Source organism: Bacillus paramycoides, assembly GCF_038971285.1.
Taxonomy (GTDB): domain Bacteria; phylum Bacillota; class Bacilli; order Bacillales; family Bacillaceae_G; genus Bacillus_A.
Window position 1 is genome coordinate 70880 of sequence record NZ_CP152429.1, and the last position, 24279, is coordinate 95158.

A 24279-nucleotide genomic window follows, 5' to 3' on the forward strand; every position below is an offset into this window, starting at 1 on the left:
ATAGTTTCCGTCGGAAAAGGCACAAAAATTATAATTATGATTTATACAATTAAGTAGTCGCTATGATTGTGTTTTGACTCCAGGCTTTAATTATCGATGTATTCATATTCACCTAGTAACTCATCAAGCTCTTGTAGTGACATTTTATTGTAACCATAATCGGAAGCTGTTTTTTCTGATTCCGTTTGATTAATACAATGCTTGATTATCATTTCAAGGTTCTCTTTATACTTTTGGTTAAAATCAGCAATTAAAGATTCGGAATATTCCCTCTCATTGAAGGTAGTGTTCATTATTAATGTATCCTCTACAATTACTGAATTAATTTCTATAGAAGCATCTCTTGCATTTTCGCCACCTATACTCTCGCCAGGTGATAGCCATGATGCAGAAAATTCTTCATTGGTCCCTTTTTTACTCATTTCTCCCAAGTAATTAAATAGTATAGGTGCCGTTTCATCATTTAACAAATCTTGATCCTTTTTCAGGTATTTTAAAACCCCATATCCTATTCCGTTATTAGGAATTTTTCTTAAAGTCTCTTTTACCAATTTTATACTCATAGAAATTTCTTTTTCTTTACCTAAATCAAAATATACAGGATATATTGTAGTAAACCACCCAATAGTTCTACTAACATCTATGTTTCCAATGACTTCTTCTCTTCCATGACCTTCCATAAGAATTTTTAACCTGTTTTCTCCTGTTAAATCTCTTACTGTTACTAACAAAGCGGCTAAAAGGATATCATTTATTTGAGTATTATATGTTTTATTTGTTTCTCCCAATAACTTTTGAGTGTTCTCCTTATTTAGTGAAATGGTTAAGGTCTTGCTATTTTTATAATCGGTCACATCTATTTCTTCATTTTTCGCTAAAAAATCTACTTTCATATTAGATATGTCTGCCCAATATTTTTTTTCTTTTAGAAGTTTATTACCTTTCGCATAATCCATTAACTTTTCTGAAAACTCCTTAAATGAATCCGTTTTAAAACCTATATCAAGTTTTTCATTGAGATAGGCTTGTTTATATAATGTTTCGAAATCTTCGAACAATATCCGCCATGACACTCCATCTATTACAAGATGATGGATAGTAATAAGCAAATGATCGCCCTCATTTGTTTTAAAAATGCAAAGCTTTAACATTTTACCGTCAGTAATCGAAATTTCTTTTTGTATATTTGTTGCTAGTTGACCAACTATCTCCTGTTGATTATCTTGATTTTTAATATCATAGACATATAAATCAAAGAATTCCCCATTCAAATCACGATTATATTGAAGAATTTCACCATTTTCCTCTTTATAAATCATTCGTAAAGCATCGTGTTTTTCACAAATTTTATGAAACACCTTTTCTACAATCTGTTCTTCAAATCCATTTTTTCTATACAGCATAAATGATTGATTATAGTGATTTAGCTCTTTATTATTTAATGCTTTGTTTAATACAAAATGTCTTTGCTGTATCGGGATTAAAGGAACGCTTCCCTGAATTATTCCATAGTTTTTCTTTACTCTCGATTCATTTTTTACATACTTACTAAGATTTTTAATTTTCGGGTTTTCAAATAAATCTTTAATTTTGAGTTTAAGATTCACTTTCGATAGTTTAGAAACTATTTGTAACGCTTTTATAGAATCTCCACCAACCTCAAAAAAACTATCGTTAATTCCAATTTCTTTAATACCCAAGACATCCTGCCAAGTTGATACAAGATGTTGTTCCGCTTCATTTCGAGGAGCTTCATAATCTGTTCCCTTAGAAAGGTCCCCCTCTTGTACAAGAGGCAATGCTTTTCTATCTATTTTTCCATTCGGTGTAAGAGGCATTTTATCTAGTTGAATAAAAAATGAAGGAATCATATAATCTGGTAAATAATTTGACAAGTAGTCTCTTAATTCACTTGTAGTTAGCTCCTCTTTAGCTACTATGTATGCACATAAATAGGTAAAACCAGCATTATCTTTATGATCAATTACTACCGCCTGATTTATATTTTGATTACCTAATAGTTTAGCTTCAATTTCTCCTATTTCTACCCTAAACCCTCGAACCTTTACTTGATTGTCTATTCTTCCCAAGAACTCAATATTTCCATCTGAAAGCCATCTTGCCAAATCTCCTGTTTTATACATTTTTTCACCAGGTATAAAGCCATTTGAAACAAACCTTTCATGAGTAAGGTCTGGTTTGTTTAAGTATCCTTTTGCAAGACCTTTTCCACCAATGTACAATTCACCATACACCCCTATAGGTTGTGGTTCTAATAAAGAGTTTAAAACATAATATTTTGTGTTATTTAACGGCTTTCCTATAGGAGTATTTACCATTTGTGGTATATAATCGTACTCTTCTTCATAATAGCTAGAATCAATAGTTGCTTCTGTGACTCCATAGCTATTAATCACTCTCATATTCTCCCCATATCTTTTAACCAAATTTTTGTACTCATGTATAGGACAGGTATCAGAACCTAATATTAATAATCGTAATGTGGTGAGTTCAAAATTATTTTCATATACATAATTCATAAAAGGTATAATAAGACTTGGGGTCGATTCAAAAATATTAATTTTATACTTTTTAATTGTCTTATATAATAAATCCAGTTCTAGCTTAATATGACTTGGTACTATATACATTGTCCCACCATTTAATAAACTTCTACATAAGTCCCCTGCAAATACATCAAACGACATACTAGCCATTTGTAGTAAATTAACTTTATACTTTGACAATTCATAGTGATCCCTCCAAGTGTAATGAGCATTAACCAAATTTTTATGCTCTACTAGCACACCTTTAGGGTTTCCAGTTGTTCCTGATGTATATATGATATACACTAAATCATCCGGTGAATTGATATGATTCAAATTATCTTCATCGATATCATATATATCTATATGATTTACATTTACTACTTCACCGTAGGAACCATTTTTATCCGTTAGATGTTCTTGAGTAATAATAATATCCGCATTACTATCCTCAAGCATAAATTCTATTCTCTCTGTAGGATACTCTGGATCTATCGGCAAATATGCTCCTCCAGCTTTTAGAATCCCCAATATTCCTACAATCATTTCTACTGATCTATCCATCATTATTCCAACTATACTATTTTGTGCAACACCTTTTCCTCTCAAAATTCTAGCTAGTTTATTTGCTTTTTTATTCAATTCTTCATATGTCAAATGCTTTTCTTCGAACACTACAGCTACATGATTTGGTGTGTTTTTAACCTGTGCTTCAAAGAGTTCGTGTATAGTACCTACTGGATATTCGGCTGCAGTATCATTAAACTTGTTTAATATCATTTCCCTTTCTTCTTGTGAAAGCAAATTTATTTCACTTAGTTTTTGTTCAGGATTATTAACAATTTCTTTTAAGATATTAACTACATGATTTCCAATTCTTTGTATTGTTTCTTTTTTAAATAATTTTGTGCAATACTCTAAAATAAATTCTATGTGATCTGTATTTTCAATTGCCGATAGACTTAAATCAAACTTTGCCGCTTTAAAATCAATGTCATAAGGTTCGATTTTTAAGCCTTTTATATTCAACTCTAGATTATCTAAATTTTGAATAGAAAACATCGTATCAAACAATGCATTTCTACTAATATCCCTTTTTAAGGCTAGCTTTTCAACTAACTCATCAAATTGGTAATCTTGATTTTCATAAGCATTTAAGGTATTTTCTTTTACTTTCTTCAAATAATCAATGAATCTACTGTCTGCTTTAGGATGATTTCTCATCACAAGAGTATTAACAAACATACCAATAGTATTTTTTAAATCATCGTGTTGTCTTCCTGCAGTTGGCGAGCCAACTATGATGTCTTCTTGTCCCGTATATTTTGAAAGTAGCGTTGTATATGCTGCTAAAAGTAGTATATACATAGTAACTCCATTTTCCCTTGCAAACATTTTAAGCTTGTTCGTTAGTTCAGAATCTATTTCAAAACCTAATCGATCTCCCTCGCTACTTTGTATTTGTGGTCTTGGAAAATCAGTTGGCATATTCAGAACTGGTATCTCACCTTCAAATACTTTAAGCCAATATTCCTCCTGTTTCTTTATATTATCACCTTTATAAAACCCTTCTTTCCATTCTGAATAGTCTTTATATTGAATTTCTAATGGCGCTAATTTTCTTTCTCCAAATATATCAGTTAACTCTTTCATCAAAATGCTCATTGATACTCCGTCTGAAATAATATGATGCATATCAAGCATCATGATATGCTCATCCTGACTAACTTGTATAATTTCTACCCTTAGAAGAGGAGCTACCTCTAAATTAAAGGGTCTTATGAATCGTGCCACTCGTTCTGATACGCTATCTTCTCCTAATTCACTATATTCAATTTTAAAATTTAGTTCTTTTTCTATCTTTTGAACTGGTTCTCCATCAATCATTACAAAAGATGTTCTTAATGCTTCATGTCTATCAATTAATGCTTTAAAGGCTTTTTCAAAACTATCCAATTGAAAGTGACCTTTCATTTGTATAACAACTGGAAGGTTGTAAGTAATTCCACTATCCTCTATTTGATTTAAAATATATAACCTTTTTTGAGCCGATGAAAGATTATAAAATTGCTTCTCCTCAGCTTTCCTTATTTTTGAGTAGGTACTCGTTTCTTTCCCTTTTATATATTCCCCAATGCCTTTAATAGTAGGAAAATTAAATATTTGTTTTAATGGTATTTCAACATTTAATTCTTTGTGTATTTTTGATACCAATGAAAAAGCTTTTAGTGAATGTCCTCCAGCTTCAAAGAAGTTATGATTTATTCCAATTTTCTCTATACCCAAAACATCCTTCCACACTAATGCCAACTTCTCTTCTACTAGATTTCGAGGTGCTTCATAATGACTTTCTATAAATTTACTTAAATCTGGTTCCGGTAATGCTTTCACATCCACTTTTCCATTAAGTGTAATCGGCAATTTTTCCATCTCTATAAAATGCAAAGGAATCATGTAACCAGGAAGCTTTTTGGCAAGCAACTCTCTCACTTTATCTATGTTCAGTTCTTCATTCAAATCATTAACTGTAATAAATGCGCAAAGATATCTATTTCCATCTATCCCCTCTTTATCAATTACTTTGGCTTCTTTTATGTTCGGTTGTCTTAATAAGTGATATTCAATTTCTTCCAGTTCAATTCTAAAACCGTGAATTTTTACTTGATTATCTATTCTACCTAAAAATTCAATATTTCCATCAGGTAGCCATCTTACTAAATCTCCAGTCCGATACAATCGTTCTCCTAAACTAAAAGCATTTGACTTGAATTTTTCTTCAGTTAATTCTTTATTATTTTTGTATCCTCGCGCTACACCTTCTCCACCTATATATAATTCACCAGGTATTCCTATCGGCAGTAATTGAGCGTTATTATCCAAAACATACAATTTATAATTGCTTAGTGGTTTACCTATAGGTACACTCGTTCCCATACAATCATTGGAACTGACCTTATAATATGTTGCGCAAACCGTTGTTTCTGTAGGACCATATGAATTATAAACATCGGCAATCTCGATAATATTTTTTATATATTCATACTTTAAAACATCTCCACCACTAATAAATTTCATATTTTTATTAAGTATTAAATGCTTATTTTTATCAATTTCATTGAGTAACAATGGTGAACAGCTTACTAAAGTCACATTATATTTTTCTATATTTTTAACTAGCTCATCTATGTTCAAATCACCAATTTTTTTACTAATAATTAATTTTCCTGAATTGGCTAAAATAGGAAATATCTCTTCCGTAAAGGCATCAAATGAAAATGAAACTATTTGCAATATAGAATCTTCTTCATTTAAAGTAATTTGTTTTGAAAATGCATAAATATAGTTAATAACGTTACGATGTGTAGTCATAACCCCTTTAGGTTTTCCACTAGAACCTGACGTATATATTAAATAAGCTAAATCTGATGAATGATTTAAATTCTCTAGGTTATCCTTACTTAAAGAACTAATTTCTTCATCATTAAATAAAATAATTGGAGCTGTTCTTACCTTGAATTGTAAGTGCTCTTGAGTAACGACTAATTTTGCTTCACTATCTTTTAGCATATATTCAATTCTTTCTTCCGGATACTCATTGTCAATTGGTAAATATGCTGCACCGGCTTTTAAAATCGCCAATATACCAATTATCATTTCTGGGGATTTATCCGCCATAATTCCTATCACAGTATCCGGCTTTGCACCATTTTTTCTAAGCAACCGTGCCAGTCGATTTGCTTTTTCATTTAGTTGTGTATATGTTAATTGTTCCTCTTCAAATATAATTGCAATATGATTTGGTGTTTTTAGAACCTGCTCTTCAAATACATGATTTAATGTCTTATTTTTAGGAAATTCAGTCATAGTGTCATTAAATTTGTGTAATATGATTTTTGTTTCTTCTTCTGAAAGTAAATTTATTTCTCCTAGTTTAAGCCTCGGATTATTGGTAATTTCCTTTATTACATTTACTAAATGACCTGCAATTCTTTTGATTGTTTCTTTTTTAAATAATTTTGTGCAATATTGCAAATCAAATTTCAAATGATCTGTATATTCTATCGCCGTAAGACTTAAATCAAATTTCGCCACATTAAAATCAATATCGCAAACCTCAGTAGTTACTCCATTTATATTAAACTCAAAATTACTTTGATTTTGTATATCAAACATCGTATCAAACAATGCGCTTCTACTTGTTTCTTTTCTTAAATTTAGTTTTTCTACTAATGTATCAAATTGATATTCTTGATTCTCATAAGCATTTAATGTGTTTTCTTTTACTTGTTTTAAATAATCAATGAATTTAGTATCTGCTTTCGGATGACTTCTCATTGCAAGAGTATTGACAAACATGCCAATCGTATTTTTTAAATCATCATGTGATCTTCCAGCAATTGGTGAACCAACTATTATGTCTTCTTGCCCTGTATATTTAGAAAGAAGCGTTTTATATACTGCTAAAAGAAGCATATACATAGTAACTCCATTTTCCATTGCAAGAAGTTTAAGCTTATTTGTTAGTTCAGAATCTATTTCAAAACCAATCCTATCTCCCTCACTACTTTGTATTTGTGGTCTTGGAAAATCAGTTGGCATATTTAGAACTGGAATGTCTCCCTCAAATACCTTGAGCCAGTATTCCTCCTGCTGCTTTATGTTATCTCCTTTATAGTACTCTTTTTGCCATTCTGAATAATCTTTATATTGGACTTTTAATGGTGCTAAGTCTTTTTCTCTAACTAAATCAGCTAACTCCTTCATCAAAATGCCCATTGATACTCCATCTGAAATAATATGATGCATATCAAGCATCATGATATGCTCATCTTGATTAACACGTAAAATCTCTACTCTTAGAAGAGGCGCTACCTCTAAATCAAAAGGTCTTATAAATCTTGCTATTCGTTCTGATACACTATCTCTCCCTAATTCATCATATTTAATTTTAAAATTTAGTTCTTTTTCTATCTTTTGAACTGGTTCCCCATCAATCATTACAAAAGATGTTCTTAATACTTCATGTCTATCAATTAGCGCCTTAAAGGCATTCTCAAAAACATGCAATTGAAAATCGCCCACTATTTTCATAACTAAAGGAATATTATATGTCGTACCTTCAGATTCCAGATTGTTTAAAATAAACATCCTTTTTTGTGCCATTGATAAGGTATAGCAATCATTTTCTGATTGTTTCGCTTTTGGAATTTCATTCTTTTTTTCTATATCTTCATTTTTTAAAGCTATAATAATTTTTTCTTTATATAACTTTATTTTCTCCTTTAATTCAGCTGTTATTAGCTCACGAGGTCCAATAATTTTTATCTTCCCTTGATTCTGATATAAGAAAATGTTTGATTTTTTTAAATCATTTATAAACCCTTTAATATCCATAACTAGAATCATTCCCTTCGCGTTGCCCATTCACTTTCTCACACTATTAGTAAATAACTAAAACAACTATCAAATTTCATATACATCTTTGAAATTTAAATCATTGGGCCTAGTTTAACTGCACAATCTATTGCTTTTTCTCTGTTGAGAAGAAGTATAGATTGTACAGTTTTCCTAGGGTAAATCCCCTTTTCTTATAATTAAATCTTTAATCTCAAAACAATCAACATTATAGAAAATCTGCCTTTTACACCCATTATTAATATCTTTTACTTCCGAAAGAAATGAATTTCATTTTAAACAGTTACACCTCATCCTCAACATAATCATAAGAACTATTTTGACGATCATGTTCAGTTGATAGTATATAATTTGCTAAACCTATTACACTTGGATTCTCAAAGAAATTGTGAATGCTTATATTTGTATTTAAAACTTTATTAATAGCAGCAACAGCACTCATTAATTTCAGTGAATTTCCTCCTATTTCAAAGAAGTTATGAGAAATTCCAATAGATTTGATGCCTAGGATTTCTTCCCAAATTGAAATAATAGTCTCTTCTACAAAATTACTTGGTGCTACATACTCTATCTCAGTTGTTACATTCCCATCCGGCTCTGGTAATGACTTTCGGTCTACTTTCCCGTTTATAGTTAGCGGTAGCTTATCAAGTTGAACAAAAAATGCAGGAATCATATACTCTGGAAGCTCTTTAGTTAGATACTTTCTAATTTCCTGAATCATTGATTCATTTTTCCATGTTTCAGAAGTAAAGTAAGCGCATATATATTTTTCCCCATGAATATCATCTCTTACGATAACAATAGCTTCTTTCACTTCTTTATATTTAAGAAGTTGACTCTCTATCTCACCAAGTTCAATCCTGAAACCACGAATTTTCACTTGATGATCCATTCTACCTAAAAACTCAATATTTCCATCAGGTAACATCCTAACAAGGTCCCCTGTTAGATACATTTTTTCTTCTGGTATAAATGGATTTGAAACAAACTTTTCTGCTGTCAAATCTGGTCGATTTAAATATCCATGAGCTAATCCTGCTCCACTTAAACAAAGTTCTCCAGCTACACCGATTGGAAGTAGTCTCTGATTTCCATCTACTATAAATGCTGAAGTATTTGCTAATGGCTTCCCAATTGGTATTGTGTCGAATTCTTCATTGATTTCATTTATACAATAATACGTAGCAAAAACAGTACTTTCTGTCGGACCGTATACATGAATCAACTTATCTTTCCCTAAATACTCCAATGCTCGTTTTGTATGTGATACTGAAATTCTTTCACCACCAAAAAGGATTTTTCTTATATTAGATAAACACTCTATTTCTAAATCAACCAACGTATTAAATAAGGCTGTAGTTATAAACATAACACTAATCTTTTCTTCTTTTATTAATTTTGTTAGCTTACTTAAATTCAATACTGTATCTATTGGTACCATCACTAATTTCGCACCATTTAACAATGCACCGTAGATATCGAATATGGATCCATCAAAGGAATAATTTGAAAGCTGTAAAATACTATCATCTGCATCAATCTTAATATAGTTTGTGTCGCGAACCACTCTTACTGCATTAGAGTGTGATGTAACCACACCTTTTGGTACTCCTGTAGAGCCCGATGTATATATGATATAAGCTCTGTTCCCAGAATCATTGACAGGGACTAAATTCTCTTTACTCAATTGAAAATTCTCACTCTTATCTAAACTAACCATATCTACATCGAATGAAAGATCATTAATGAACTTCTCCTGCGTTAATAGAATTTGAATATCACTATCTTGTATCATAAATTTGATTCTATCCTGAGGAGATTTAGGATCTATCGGCAAATAAGCTGAACCTGATTTTAAGATGCCCATTATTCCAATTATCATCTCAGGTGATCTCTCAACCATAATTCCCACAATTGTATCCGCAGTAATCCCTTTATCTCGTAACCATCTAGCAACTTGATTTGACCTTTCATTTAATTCTTTATACGTCATTTTAGTGCCTTCAAATTCAACGGCAATATGATTAGGCGTTTTCTCCACCTGTTCCTCAAACAGCTGATGTATAGTCTTATCCTTCGGATAATTCGTCTTTGTATCATTAAATCTATATAATAATGCGTCTCGCTCTTTCTCTGGGATTATGTCTATCTTATTTAATTTCTTATTCTCATTTATAACAACTTGTTCCGTTACTTTTTTAAGATGCATTTCTATATTGTCTATTATTTTCTGTGGATAAATCTTTTCGTTATAAGTTAATTTTAATACTAACTGTTCTCCAGGAATTGCTACAATGTTGAATCCATAATTTGTTTGCTCTTCTCCCCTTATATTTTGACATATAAAACCTGTATCATTTTCTGCATGATTAAAACTACTATCATCTAATAAATAATTTTGAAATACCATTACATGATCAATTAGATTTCTTTTTAGACCATGTAAAGATTGAATTTCAGCTAGATTTATATAGTTATATTTATTATTCTCTATTGATTCATCCTGGACATTTCTTAAAACTTCTTTAAAACTACTATCTTTTTCCAATCTAACTCGAGTCGGAATTGTATTAATGAATAGTCCTACCATCCCTTCAATTCCTTCCACTTGTGCCTCTCTTCCTGATACGACTGTTCCAAATACAACATCTTCTACATTATTGTACCTCGCTAAAAGAATACCCCAAATTGCCTGCACCACAGTATTAAAAGTAAACTGATTTCTATTCGCAAGTTGAATAATGTTACGAGTCATTTCTTTTGAAAATTCTATCGTTTTTTCTTTTCTTTTATACTCATTAACTTTATTCATGATTTTAGGAACCTGTGCTTGTTCTTCATATCCATCCAAATAGCTCTTCCAATGTGCTAATCCTTCTTCTTTATCCTGTTCTTCCAACCATCTTACATAATCACTATAGGGTGTTGGCTCTGCTAAATGGCTCTCTTCACCTTTCATTTTTCTTCCATAAACATCAAATAACTCACCTAATATAATCCCAAGACACCATCCATCTAACAATATGTGATGATGACTCCATACCAATTTATATGAATCCTGATTCATTTGAATTAAACTAATTCTCATTAATGTGTCTTTACTTAAAATAAAGCCTTTTTGTTTATCTTTTTGTAAATAATTCTTTATAAATTTTGTTTTCTGCTCAATGCTTTCGTCTTGAATATCATAATAGTTGAAACCTACTTTTCTATCTTGAAGTATGACGTGTCTCGGTTCCTCCACTAGTTCATACTCAAATGCTGCTCTTAATATTTCGTGTCTCCTCAATATTGTATTAAATGATTTTTCTAAAATATCTACATCTACAGTCCCTGTTATATCCATTACAATTTGTTCAAAATACGTACTTGAATTTTTATCTTCTAATGCGTGGAATAACATCCCTTTTTGCATATTTGCTAACGGATATATTTTCTCAATAGTAAAACCATTGTATTTTTCTTTTATTTCTTCAAGTTCTTCTAATGTTATATTTATATCTCCATAATCAAAAGGTGTTTGATCTGGTTCTACTTTATTCGCACAGTGATTAATTATCATTTCAAGACTTTCTTTATATTTCTGATTTAAATCCTTTATCATTTTTTCACTGTATTCTAATTCATTAAATGTTGTATGAATAACCAATTCACCATTTAAAACCATTGAATTCATTTCTATAGATGTATTCCTAGTAATTTTCTTGCCGACTGTTTCACCTATAGGCCATTTCGATGCAGAGAATTCTCTCCTGTTAATATCTTGATCCAATTCACCTAAATAGTTAAATGAAATTGGTGCCTTTTCTTCATTCACAAATCCCTTATCTTTTGCTAAATGTTTTAATACCCCATAACCTATTCCTTTATTTGGTATTTTCCTTAAAGTTTCTTTAACTGTCTTTATGTTGGTCGAAAGTTTATTTTCGTACCCTATATCTAAAAGCACTGGATACATTGTCGTGAACCAGCCAACAGTCCTATTGATTTCGAAATTCTCTATTACGTCTTCTCTTCCATGTCCTTCCATATTTACTTTTAGCTTGTATTTCCCCGTCAATTCTCTGATTCCAACTGCTAAAGCTGTTAATAAAATATCATTTATTTCTGTATTATATGCCCTATTTGTTTTTCTAAGTAAAGATGTAGTGAGTTCTTTATTTAATGTAATACTTACTGTACTACTATTTTCAAAGTTGTTTTTTGTGATTTCTTTCTTTTTAGGGATAAACTGTACATTCTCTTTTGATATACTTGTCCAATATTCCCTTTCTTTCATTAATTCCCTACTCATGCTATAAGCTTTTAACTTTGATGCAAATTCTTTATAAGAATTTGTTTTGAATCCTATTTCTAGCTTTTCACCCTTTTCTAGTTGTGAATATAAAGTCTCCAAATCTTCAAGTAGGATTCTCCATGATACTCCATCCACTACAAGGTGATGAATCGCAATCAGAAGATGATCTCCTTCATCTGATTTAAATATACAAAGCTTTACAAGTTTACCTTCTTTAATATCCATCTCTTTCTGAATACTTGTAGCAATTTCATATACCTTCTCTTCCTTATTCTCAACGCCCTTAACATCATGAATATATAAATCAAATAGGTTCTTTTCATAACCTCTATTATATTGAATTATTTCTCCCTCTTTTTCTTTATATATCATGCGTAAAGCATCATGATGTTCCATAATTTTATTGAATACTTCTTCTATCTGTTTTTCATCAAACCCATTTTCTCTAAATAGCATGAACGATTGATTAAAATGATTTATCTCTTCTTGGTTTTTCTCAAAATACCAACTTTGTATCGGGGTTAATTCTACTTCCCCCTTTACTATTTCATGAACTTTTTGTTCTTTCTTTTCTCGTTTTATATATTTTCCAAGATTTTTAATTTTTGGATGTGCAAATAAATCTTTCATTTCTAATTTAAGGCCTATTCTTGATAATCTAGATATAATTTGGATTGCCTTAATGGAATCTCCTCCAGATACAAAGAAATTATGATTAATTCCTATATCCTCTATCCCAATAATACTTCTCCAAATTTCAACGAGCTTTTCTTCCACTTCATTTCTCGGTTCCTCATACTCTACTCCAGTATCAATGCTTCCATCTGGTTCAGGAAGTGCTTTTCTGTCTACTTTACCGTTCGTTGTTAAGGGAAGTTTATCTAATTTCACAAAATATCCAGGAATCATATAATCCGGAAGTTTCTGTTCTAAATATTCCCGAATTTCCCTTGCATGTAATTCTTTTTCTGAAACGATATACGCACATAAATATTGATTATTTTCCTTATCTTCCCTAGCTATAACAATTACTTCTTCAATATCTTGATGAGTTGACAGTTGACTTTCTATTTCTCCAAGTTCAATTCGATAACCACGTATTTTCACCTGATGATCTATCCGCCCTAAAAACTCTATATTCCCATCAGGTAACCATCTTGCAAGATCTCCAGTACGATACATAGTTTTATCGATATTAAATGGATTTTTAACAAACCTCTCAGCTGTTAATTCCAAATTATTCAAATATCCTCTTGCTATGCCCTCACCTGATACACATATTTCCCCAGCTATTCCAATTGGCTGAAGGTTATTCCCCTTGTCTAATATATATATATTAGTGTTTAAAATTGGTTTTCCAATCGGAATTACCTTATCACCGCTTATTTGATCAAACTCAATTCTATAGCTTGTGGAATCTACACAACACTCTGTAGGCCCATAAACATTTGTGATATTAGGTTTAAGATTGGCGAATTTTTCAAATAAACCTTTGATTAAATAAGGCGTTAATGCCTCTCCTCCTACAATAAATTCTTTAATTTCTAGTTCTTGTTCTATTGTATTTACATAGCTAAGCATTGTTAAATGTGCCGGAGTAGCATCGGATACATGTATTTTATTTGTTGCATAATACTCAATTAAACTCATTGCATTCCAACTTACTTCCTTTGGCACAACAAATAAAGTATGTCCTAAAAGTAATGTTGCAAATATTTGTTTCACCGATGCATCAAATATAAATGGTGCTAGCAACGCGACATTAACATTAGTATTGAACTTTTTATAAATCACATCATTTAACCCATTGACTAAGTTATTTACACTATTTTGTTCTATCATTACCCCTTTAGGATTCCCTGTAGAACCTGATGTATATATTACATAAGCTAAATTTCGGGGATTATTTATTTTACTGATGTTCGTTCTATTTTCTTTATATTTTAATTTATCTAATTGTATAATTTGTCCATGAAAAGATATATCGCTATGAACATCATTCGTTACGCATAGTATCTCTATATGGCTATTACGTAACATATATTCTTTCCTTGTCCTAGGATAAGTTGGATCAATTGGTAAATAAGCTCCTCCAGCTTTTAAAATCCCCATTATACCTACTATCATTTCAATAGAGCGTTCCACCATTATTCCCGTTACTACGTCAGGACCAACTCCTTTTTCGCGAAGTATATGCGCAAGGCTATTTGCCCTTTCATTTAGCTCTTTATATGTTATTCTTTGATTTTCAAAAACAAGTGCAACATTATTAGGTGTCTTCTCTACCTGTTCTTCAAAAAGCTCTGGAAGTGTTTTTTCTTTAGCATATTTTCCTTTTGTATTATTAAATTCGTTTAATAACTTACTTTTTTCTTTCTCTGTTAATATATCTATTTCACTTAATTTCTGCTCTGGATTTTCTACTACTTCCCTTAAGATATTTATAAAATGCTCTAAAAACCTCTCTATGGTCTCCTTTTTATAGAGAGCCGTACAGTATTCAATTTCTAATCCTAATCCGTCCTCTAACTCACTTACGTGTATAGTAATATCAAACTTAACTATTTTCCGCTGATCCTCTAACACGCTAACCTTTAATCCATCCAAATTTAATAGCATATTATCAGTGTGTTGAAATGCAAGCATCGTATCAAATAGTGGATTGCGTGAAATGTCTCTTCTCACATTTACCTTTTCTACCAATTCTTCAAATTGATAATCCTGATTTTCATATGCTTTCAATGTATTTTCTTTTACTTCTTTTAAATACTCACTAAAAGATGTATTGCCCTTTGGATAATTTCTCATCGCAAGGGTATTCACAAACATTCCCATTACATTATTTAAATCTACATGTTTTCTTCCTGCAATTGGTGATCCTACTACTATATCCTCTTGCCCTGTATATTTAGAAAGCAAAGTCGTGTATCCTGCTAACATAAGCATATACAAAGTTACTTCATTTTCTGTAGCCAACTTGTTTAACTGATTATAAGTTTCACTATTAATTTTTAAATTGATTCTATCTCCAGCAAAACTTCTTCTTTTTGGCCTTTTATAGTCTATTGGCATATTTAGTACTGGTACTTCTTCATTGAACACATTCATCCAATACTTTTCTTGTTTTTTCATGTCTTCTTGAGTAAACAAGCTTCTTTGCCACGCAGAATAATCTTTATATTGAATGCTTAATGGCGATAATTTTTGACCATTATATAATTCAGCTAATTCCTGCATGAAAATCCCCATTGATACACCATCTGAAATGATATGGTGCATATCTAGGACCATCACGTGCTCATTTTCTGTGACATGTATGATTTCAACCCGTAAAAGAGGAGCTTTCTCCAAATCAAACGGTTTAACAAATCCATTAATCATATCATCTAGCTTATTGGTACCCATTTCTCTATACGTCACTTGGAAATCTATCTCTTTTTCAATCTTTTGGACTGGTTCACCATCTACCATTACAAAAGAAGTTCTTAAAGCTTCATGTCTTTCGATTAATTTATGGAATGCCTTCTCAAGCTGATGAACATCCAAATCACCCTCTATTTTCATAGCGAAAGGCATATTATAAGTTACTCCACTACCCTCTATTTTGTTTAAAATGTAGAGTCTTCTTTGGGCAGATGAAAGTGGATAATAATCTTGTTCTTCTACTTTTTTGATGGATGCATACACACTTTCTTTTGTAGAGTCAATAAATTCTCCAATTCCTTTTATAGTAGGTGTTTGGAAGATTTGTCGTAAAGGTATCTCCACCATAAGTTCCTTATGGATTCTAGAAACCATCGTAGTTGCTTTCAGTGAATGACCTCCAATTTCAAAGAAATTATGATGAATTCCTATGTTTTCTATATCTAAAATATCCTGCCAAATGGATACAAGCTTTTCTTCGACTGCATTTCTTGGCGCCTCATACTCTACTACTCCTGCAACTGAACTTCCATCAGGACTTGGTAAAGCCTTTCGGTCTACTTTTCCATTTGTAGTAAGTGGTAGCTTGTCTAGCTGAACAAGAAAAGCAGGAATCATATACTCTGGTAGCTCTTTTGCCAAAAACTTTCGAATTTCTTGAACTCTAGTCTCGTCCTTCGGTGTTTCAGAAGTAAAGTACGCACATAAATATTGATGATTATTATTATCTTCTCTCGCGATAACAACAGCTTCTTTTACTTGCTTATGTTTTAGAAGTTGACTCTCTATCTCACCCAATTCAATCCTGAAACCACGAATTTTCACTTGATGGTCAATTCGTCCTAAAAACTCAATATTTCCATCAGGCAACATTCTCACAAGATCTCCTGTTCGATACATTCTCTCTCCTGGAATGAACGGATTTGAAATGAATTTTTCCGCTGTGAGCTCTGGTCTATTTAAATAACCACGGGCCAAACCTTCTCCACTGATACAAAGCTCGCCTGGCACTCCCAATGGACAAAGCCCATTAGATTCGTTTAAAATAAAGACTTTTGTATTACATATTGGTTTTCCTATCGGTATATTGTCGTAAGAATTTTCTATAATAAAACTTGTTGTTACTACTGAATTCTCTGTAGGACCATAGTTATTAACAATCTGGTAACTTTTATTTTCAAAATAATTTAGCTTATCTCCACCTGTTAATAATCTCCTTAAAGATGTATTCTCAAGCATTAAAAATTGTTCACATACCTGTGTAGGTAAAAAGCTTATTGAAATCTCTTTTTCAATAAAATATTTGTTTAATTTTGTAATGTTTAATTTTAAATCATCATTTATAATATGAATCTCTGAACCCGCTATAATATAAGGAAATACTTCCCAAGCAAATGCATCAAAACTTATACTTGCATAACTGGCACTTTTATCAGTTTCACTTATTTCATTGAAGGAATTATGCCAGTTACATAAGTTCACCAATGAATGATGCTCCACCATAACTCCTTTTGGCTTTCCAGTAGAACCAGATGTATAAATGACATAGACTAAATCTTTACTGCTGCTATCAATACATAAGTTCTCGGTTCCGTATTTAAACAAATGCTCATTATGAATATTAATAACGCTAATATCATCAACTTCTGTACAATCAACTAAATTAATTAATTTATCCTGGGTTAATAATATTTCAGTTTGACTATCTTGAAGTATATATTTAATCCTATCTATAGGATATGTAGGATCAATTGGTAAATAAGCTCCTCCAGCTTTTAAAATCCCCATAATTCCAACAATCACATCAACTGAACGTTCTAATAATATTCCTACTATTTTATCAGAACCAACACCATTTTCTCTTAACGCTCTTGCCAGTTGATTAGATTTTTCATTTAACTCCCTATATGTCAATTTCTTATCTTCAAAAACAACTGCAATGCTATCCGGCGTCCGTTCTACTTGTTCTTCAAATAATTTGTGTATTAACTGGTTTTTAGAGAAATCTACATTTGTATTGTTATGTTCATATAGTAAAAAGCGCTTTTCTTCTTGTGGAATCATATCTATTTTATTTACACTTACCGAAAGATTCCTTGATATTTCCCTCAGAATATTAATATAATTTTCTGTCATTCTTAATATTGTGTCTTTTTTGAATAATCCTGTACTATATTCGACATTTAGCACAATCTCATCATCATAATCTAAAATACTAAAAGTGATATCGAATTTTGCATTATCTAATTCAAATATTATTGGACTAAGATTTAAGTCACCTTGCTTCTTAGTAAATAATTTAGCGTCTTCCAATACAAACATGGTATCAAATAAAGGGTTTCTATTAGATTCTCTTTCATAGTCTATACTGCGAATTAATTCGTCAAATTGATACTCTGAGTTTTCAAATGCTGTAATTGTATTTTCTTTTACCTGTTCCAAAATTTCTTTAAAACTTTTTGTAGCATCTATATTGTTTCTTAAAGCAATAGTGTTGACGAACACACCAAAAATATTTTGTAAATCTTGATGTAACCTACCTGATGCTGCTGTTCCGACAACAATATCAGTTTTTCCAGTATATTTGTGAAGTAATATATGATAAGCACTAAGCATAAGCATATATAAAGTCGATCCTGTATCCTTAGCTACCCTTCTTATCTGTTCAGATAACTCTTTTCCTATATGAAAGTATGCATTTTCTCCTGCAAAGGTATCAACATTTTCTTTTCTATAATCATAAGGTAATTCTAATTTAGATGGCAAATGACTGTATAAATTCAGCCAATATTGCTCTTGTTTTTTTATAGCATTAGATTGATTATACGTATTATTCCATTCTACATAATCCTTGTATTGTATATTTATCTTAGGTAGATCAAGATTGTTATATAAATCGAGTATTTCATTCATAAATATTCCTTGTGATACCCCATCTGCTATTATGTGATGGAAGTTAACAACCAATATATGCTTCTCTACTCCGATTTTAATTAGTTTAGCTCTCATTAATGATGGTTTACTTAAATCAAAAGGCTTTGTTGATTCCTTACACATTTTGCTAGTTAAATCTTTTAAACCTTCATCATCTGTTACGACTATATCTAAACATTGGTATTCCAAATCAAAATCAACTTTATCATAAACCCTTTGAACTAATTCATTATCTAATACTTCAAATCCTGTTCTCAGGATTTCATGTCTATCTATAAATTTTCTAAATGCATTTTCAAGTCTATTACATTCGATTTCACCTTCGACAAGTAACGCCATAGGAATATGATATGCTCCTCTATTATTTTCCATCATAGAAAGCATGTACATTCGTTTTTGAGAAGGCGATGTGGCATAATAATCCTTTTTCGATACCCTTTCAATCATATTTCCCCTATGATTGTCTTGGCTATTTTTCAAATATTGATCTAATACCTTTATAGTGTCATTTTTAAATATTTCTCCTATCGGCACCTCTATATTCATTCTCTTTTTAATTTCAGTAACAATCGATATCGCTTTTAATGAATCCCCGCCTATTTCATAGTAATTAGTATCTATTCCTATGTTTTCTATTCCGAATACATCTTTCCATATATCTAATATTTGGGCTTGAGTTTCATTTTCTGCTTCTTCACATTTTGTTGCTGCAACTTCATCTAGTTCATGATTTTTTATTAATTCCCCCAAAATACTCTTATTTACTTTCCCATTTACAGTCAATGGTATTTCATCTATTTTGAAAAATCTTGATGGAATCATATAATTCGGGAGCTGGTTTTGCAAATATTGTTTTAGTTCATTTGGGTTTATGTCTTCATCTGAAACTACAAAAGCATATAGGCTTTTCATTTTATTATCATTTGTATAGTCAATTACTACTGTTTTATTTACACCTTTATATTTGATTATACAATTTTCAATTTCTCCTAATTCTACCCTATATCCCCTTATCTTAACTTGACTGTCTTTTCTTCCTAAAAATTCGACATATCCGTCCTCTTTTAACACGCCATAATCACCAGTTTTGTAAATATATCCTAATTCTTCGTGCAAAATAAATGACATCTCAGTTTTTTCAATATCATTTATATACCCACTTGCTACTCCCACTCCACCAATGTACAATTCTCCCTCTACATCTACGGGACACAATTGCTTGGTTTGATTTAATACATAAATTTTCTGGTTAGCCAACGGTATTCCGTATGGTATACTTTTCCAATCATCCTTAATTTCCTTAATAGGATAATATATGGACCATATTGACCCCTCAGTTGCTCCACCTAAGCTAATAACTTCCGCATTTTTGAAAGTTTTCTTTATCTTCTGAGGAAGTTCCAGTGGTATCCAGTCCCCACTAAGCAATACAAGCCTTAGACTATCATCCTGTTCACTATCATTATATAAGTCCACTGTCAGTTCCATAATTGCTGGAACTGAGTTCCAAATTGTGATTCCTTCTTTCTTTACAACTTTTTTTAGGTTATATACATCCCTTTGATCATCTATAATTACAAGGGCCGCTCCACAGCTCAATGCACCAAAAACATCATAAACTGACAAATCAAAGCACAGTGAAGAAATCCCCATAATTTTATCATTTTCTGTCACACAGAATTTTTCGTTAATATCTATAATTGTATTTGTTGCTGCACCATGAGTTATTTGAACTCCTTTAGGTTTTCCTGTACTACCAGAAGTAAAAATAACATATGCCATATCTGTTTCATCTACTTTTATATTGACTTCATCACCAGAATATCCCCTAATATTTTCATCTTTATAGGTAGAAGGTGTTATAAAGAACTTACAATTACTTTTCTTTTTTATATATTCTTTTCTTTCTTCAGGATAATCAGGATCAAGCGGTATATATGCTGCTCCAGCCTTTAAAACAGCAAACAAATTTATAATGGTATCTATACATCGCTTACCTATCACACCAATGTAATCACCTTTTCTAACTCCCTTATCCATTAAGTATCTTGCAATTTGATTCGATTTTTCATTTAGTTCTTTATAAGTTATCGAATCATCATGATGAATTACAGCTACCTTATCTGGTACTAGTTTTGCTCGATTCACAAACATTTCATGTAAAGTACACTTATCAAACTTTTTGTTTGTATCATTATAGGTTTCAATAACTTTTATGCTATTCTCACTAAGGTTAATACCTGGCACTTGATCATTAAATATAACCTGATTTAATACATTTATATATTGTTCAAACATTGATTTAATAACATTGATCTCAAATAATTGTTCAACGTAATCCCATGTAATATATAAACCTCCATTTAATTCATAAACTTGGTTATCTATATAAACTTGGGATGTTCTTGTACTAAAAAATTTAATTTTTTCAAAATCTATCAAATGATTAAATGAATCATCTGAGTCCTCACTCAATACACTTGTAAATACAATAGGCATTATAGCTTGATTAACCATTCTATGTTTTTTCCCAATAGCTCTTATAAAATCCACACCATCATAATGTCTATGTTCAAGGGCTTCTAACAATGTATCCTGTACCTTCGCAGCAAATTTCCAAAATGACTCAATACTATCTTTCGCATTAATATCTAATAACATTAGAGTTGTGAAATCTCCAATGATTTTTTTTACGTCTTGATGAAACGGTATCCGATTAAAAACAGTTAAATTTACCGCAAATTGACTCTGATTACTCCAATATGCTAAGACATAAGCATATGCAGCACATAAAACCGATGTAGGGGTAAGATTTTTTTCTCTTGCTTTTTGTTTTAATTTATTCCACGTTTCATGATCTAAAAATTCCGAACATTTATTGAATGTAGGTTTCTCAATTTCTAATGGGTTGCATTTTAAAGGCAATGCTGGTGCACTTGGGAAGTTATCCAATTTATTTAACCAGTACTTCTCATCTTTTTTATATCGATTAGATTGCCTAAATTCATTGGTTGCTAAAACATAGTCTCTAAAATTATACTCCAGCTCAGGCAGCTGCAGACTTGGCTGATTGTAAAACATTTTAAATTCCTTGATTAATATTTTCATGCTACTGTCATCACAAATTAGCGGATCTATATTTAAACAAAAATATTTTTGGTTATTGGGTAATATAAATGCTTTTATCTCAAATAATGGCCAAGTACTTGGATCTATGATTTTAGCTATCATTTTTTGTCTTTGTTCCAATATACGTATCATTATATCTTCTTGATTTAAATTCCTTACATCTACTGTGTCTACAGAATAAAGAAGTTCTCCTTCTAAGATTCTTTGTGTTCCATTTTCCAAAACTATTGTTCTTAGTATTGGATGTCTATTAATTAATTTTTGTAATGCACTATTAAACCTATCTATATTAATATCTATTTCAAATTCAACCGTTAAATTTGTAGCTGCGCCACCAATTTCAAAAGCCGGATCTCTACCTATTAAATAGGCTAATTGTATACCTGTCAGTGGGAAAGGTTCATGTAAATTCTTTAAATCTGTAGTTTTTGTAAATTGTCGGTTCTCTATAATTTCTCCCTTGTTTGTTTCGATGTAAGCACTTATTTTCTTTATTGTAGATAATCTAAACAGTTCCTTTAATGGTAAATCAACACTTAACCTATCATTCATTTTAGATAAAAGCTCCATTGCGTTTATCGAATGCCCACCAAGAGCTGCAAAACTGTCATTAATACCAACTTTATTTATATTCAAAGTTTCCTGCCACATTAAAACGAGCTGTTTTTCAATCTCATTTCTTGGTTCCTCATATTCAACCTCGGTATTAAAACTTCTATCTGGTTCAGGTAAAGACTTTTTATCTATTTTTCCATTTGCTGTTAACGGCATTTTATCTAACTTAAGAAAATAAGTAGGAATCATATAATCAGGTAACTTTTCACCTAAAAATCTTCTTAATTCTTCAATAGTAACTTCTCCTACTAATGTTAGATATGCACAAATATAATTGCTCTTGTCCTTTTCTTCTCTTGCTACAACTACAGTTTCTTTTACATTTTGATGCTTTAATAACTGACTCTCTATCTCTCCAAGTTCAATCCTAAATCCCCGAACCTTTACTTGATGGTCAATTCTTCCTATAAATTCAATATTCCCATCAGGTAACCACCTAGCCAAATCTCCTGTGTGGTATAAACGCTCTCCTTCTGCAAATGGATTTTTAACGAATTTCTCTAATGTTAACTGCTCATTATTTAAGTACCCTTTAGTTAATCCATCACCAGAAATACAAAGTTCTCCAGGTTCACCAATAGGAAGTAAATTTTTCTTTTCATCTACTATGTAAACTGAAGTATTTGCTAACGGTTTACCTATAGGTAGAGTGTCAACATCCTCATCTATTTCATTTATAAAGTAATATGTGGCAAAAACAGTACTTTCCGTTGGTCCGTATACATGAATGAGTTTATCTTTCCCCAGAAATTCTAATGCTTTTCTTGCATGGGAGACTGAAATTCTTTCTCCACCAAATAATATTTTTCTTATATTGATTAGACAATCTATTTTCATATCTACAAGCGCATTAAATAAAGCAGTTGTAATAAACATCACATTTATGTTTTCTTGCTTAATTATATTTCCAAGCTTATTTATATCCGTGACTGTATCTTTTTCTATCGCTACTAATTTCGCCCCATTTAACAGAGCACCATATATATCAAAAATTGATCCATCAAAAGAATAATTCGAAAGCTGCAGAATGGTATCATTATTTTTTATTTCTATGTAATTTGTATTTCGAACGACTCTGATAGCACTATAATGCGAAATGATAACTCCCTTTGGTATTCCCGTAGAACCCGATGTATAAATAATATAAGCTGTATCATCAGAACGATTTACATGTTTCAGATTACCTATACTTAAGTCACTTGAATCTAGCTCGTCCAAATTGATTATTTCTAAATCATATTCAATTTTCTTAATGAATTTCTCTTGAGTCAATAAAATCATGGTATGACTATCCCGTAACATATAATCAATTCTTGCTTTTGGAGTATCAGGATCAATTGGGAGGTAAGCTGCTCCAGATTTTAAAATACCCATTATTCCAATTATCATTTCAAGTGATCTATCAACCATTAATCCTATAATAGCATCTGTATTAACGCCCTTATTCCTTAACATCCTTGCTAATTGATTGGATTTCTCGTTAAGTTCCCTGTATGTGAGTTGTTTATCTTTAAACACAACTGCAATATTTTCAGGTGTTCTCTCCACTTGTTCTTCAAATAGCTGGTTTATGGTCTTAATTCTTGGATATTCGGTTTTTGTGGAATTGAATTTATTTAATATCATATCTTGCTCTGCTACTGTAATCTCATCGTAAGTTCTTATACTATCCTTGTTTATTTCACCAGAATTCTTAATAGACATATTGGATTTCCCCTTTTTTAGTAATTGTCCATTACCAAAATTATTTATTATTTTATCGTTGTCCGACAGAAGACTCCTTCCTCAAAAATGTGAAGGTGTAAAACACCAATTTTAGGTGGGAGATGAATGTCGGTTGGCATAAGCCAACATGTTTGCTACCATATACTTGTACAGATTGCTCTTTGAAAACTGAAGATATGAGGTTGGTTGCAG

At 31.2% G+C, this 24279-nt stretch carries 2 protein-coding genes; both read right to left on the minus strand.

Annotation, left to right across the window (positions count from 1 at the left end):
* Positions 1-86: 86 nt before the first annotated feature.
* Positions 87-7940 (minus strand): amino acid adenylation domain-containing protein, encoded by a 7854-nt coding sequence (locus AAG068_RS28225; protein WP_342720101.1) that lies wholly within the window; start codon positions 7938-7940, stop codon positions 87-89.
* Between the two features lie 304 nt (positions 7941-8244).
* Positions 8245-24066: an amino acid adenylation domain-containing protein gene (locus tag AAG068_RS28230; protein WP_342720063.1), complete on the minus strand. Its 15822-nt coding sequence runs from the start codon at positions 24064-24066 to the stop codon at positions 8245-8247.
* Between the last annotated feature and the right edge of the window lie 213 nt (positions 24067-24279).

Bases quoted from the DNA above. Each gene is read 5' to 3' on its own strand.
- AAG068_RS28225 (WP_342720101.1), bottom strand. From the start codon at position 7,940: ATGGATATTAAAGGGTTTATAAATGATTTAAAAAAATCAAACATTTTC.
- AAG068_RS28230 (WP_342720063.1), bottom strand. From the start codon at position 24,066: ATGTCTATTAAGAATTCTGGTGAAATAAACAAGGATAGTATAAGAACT.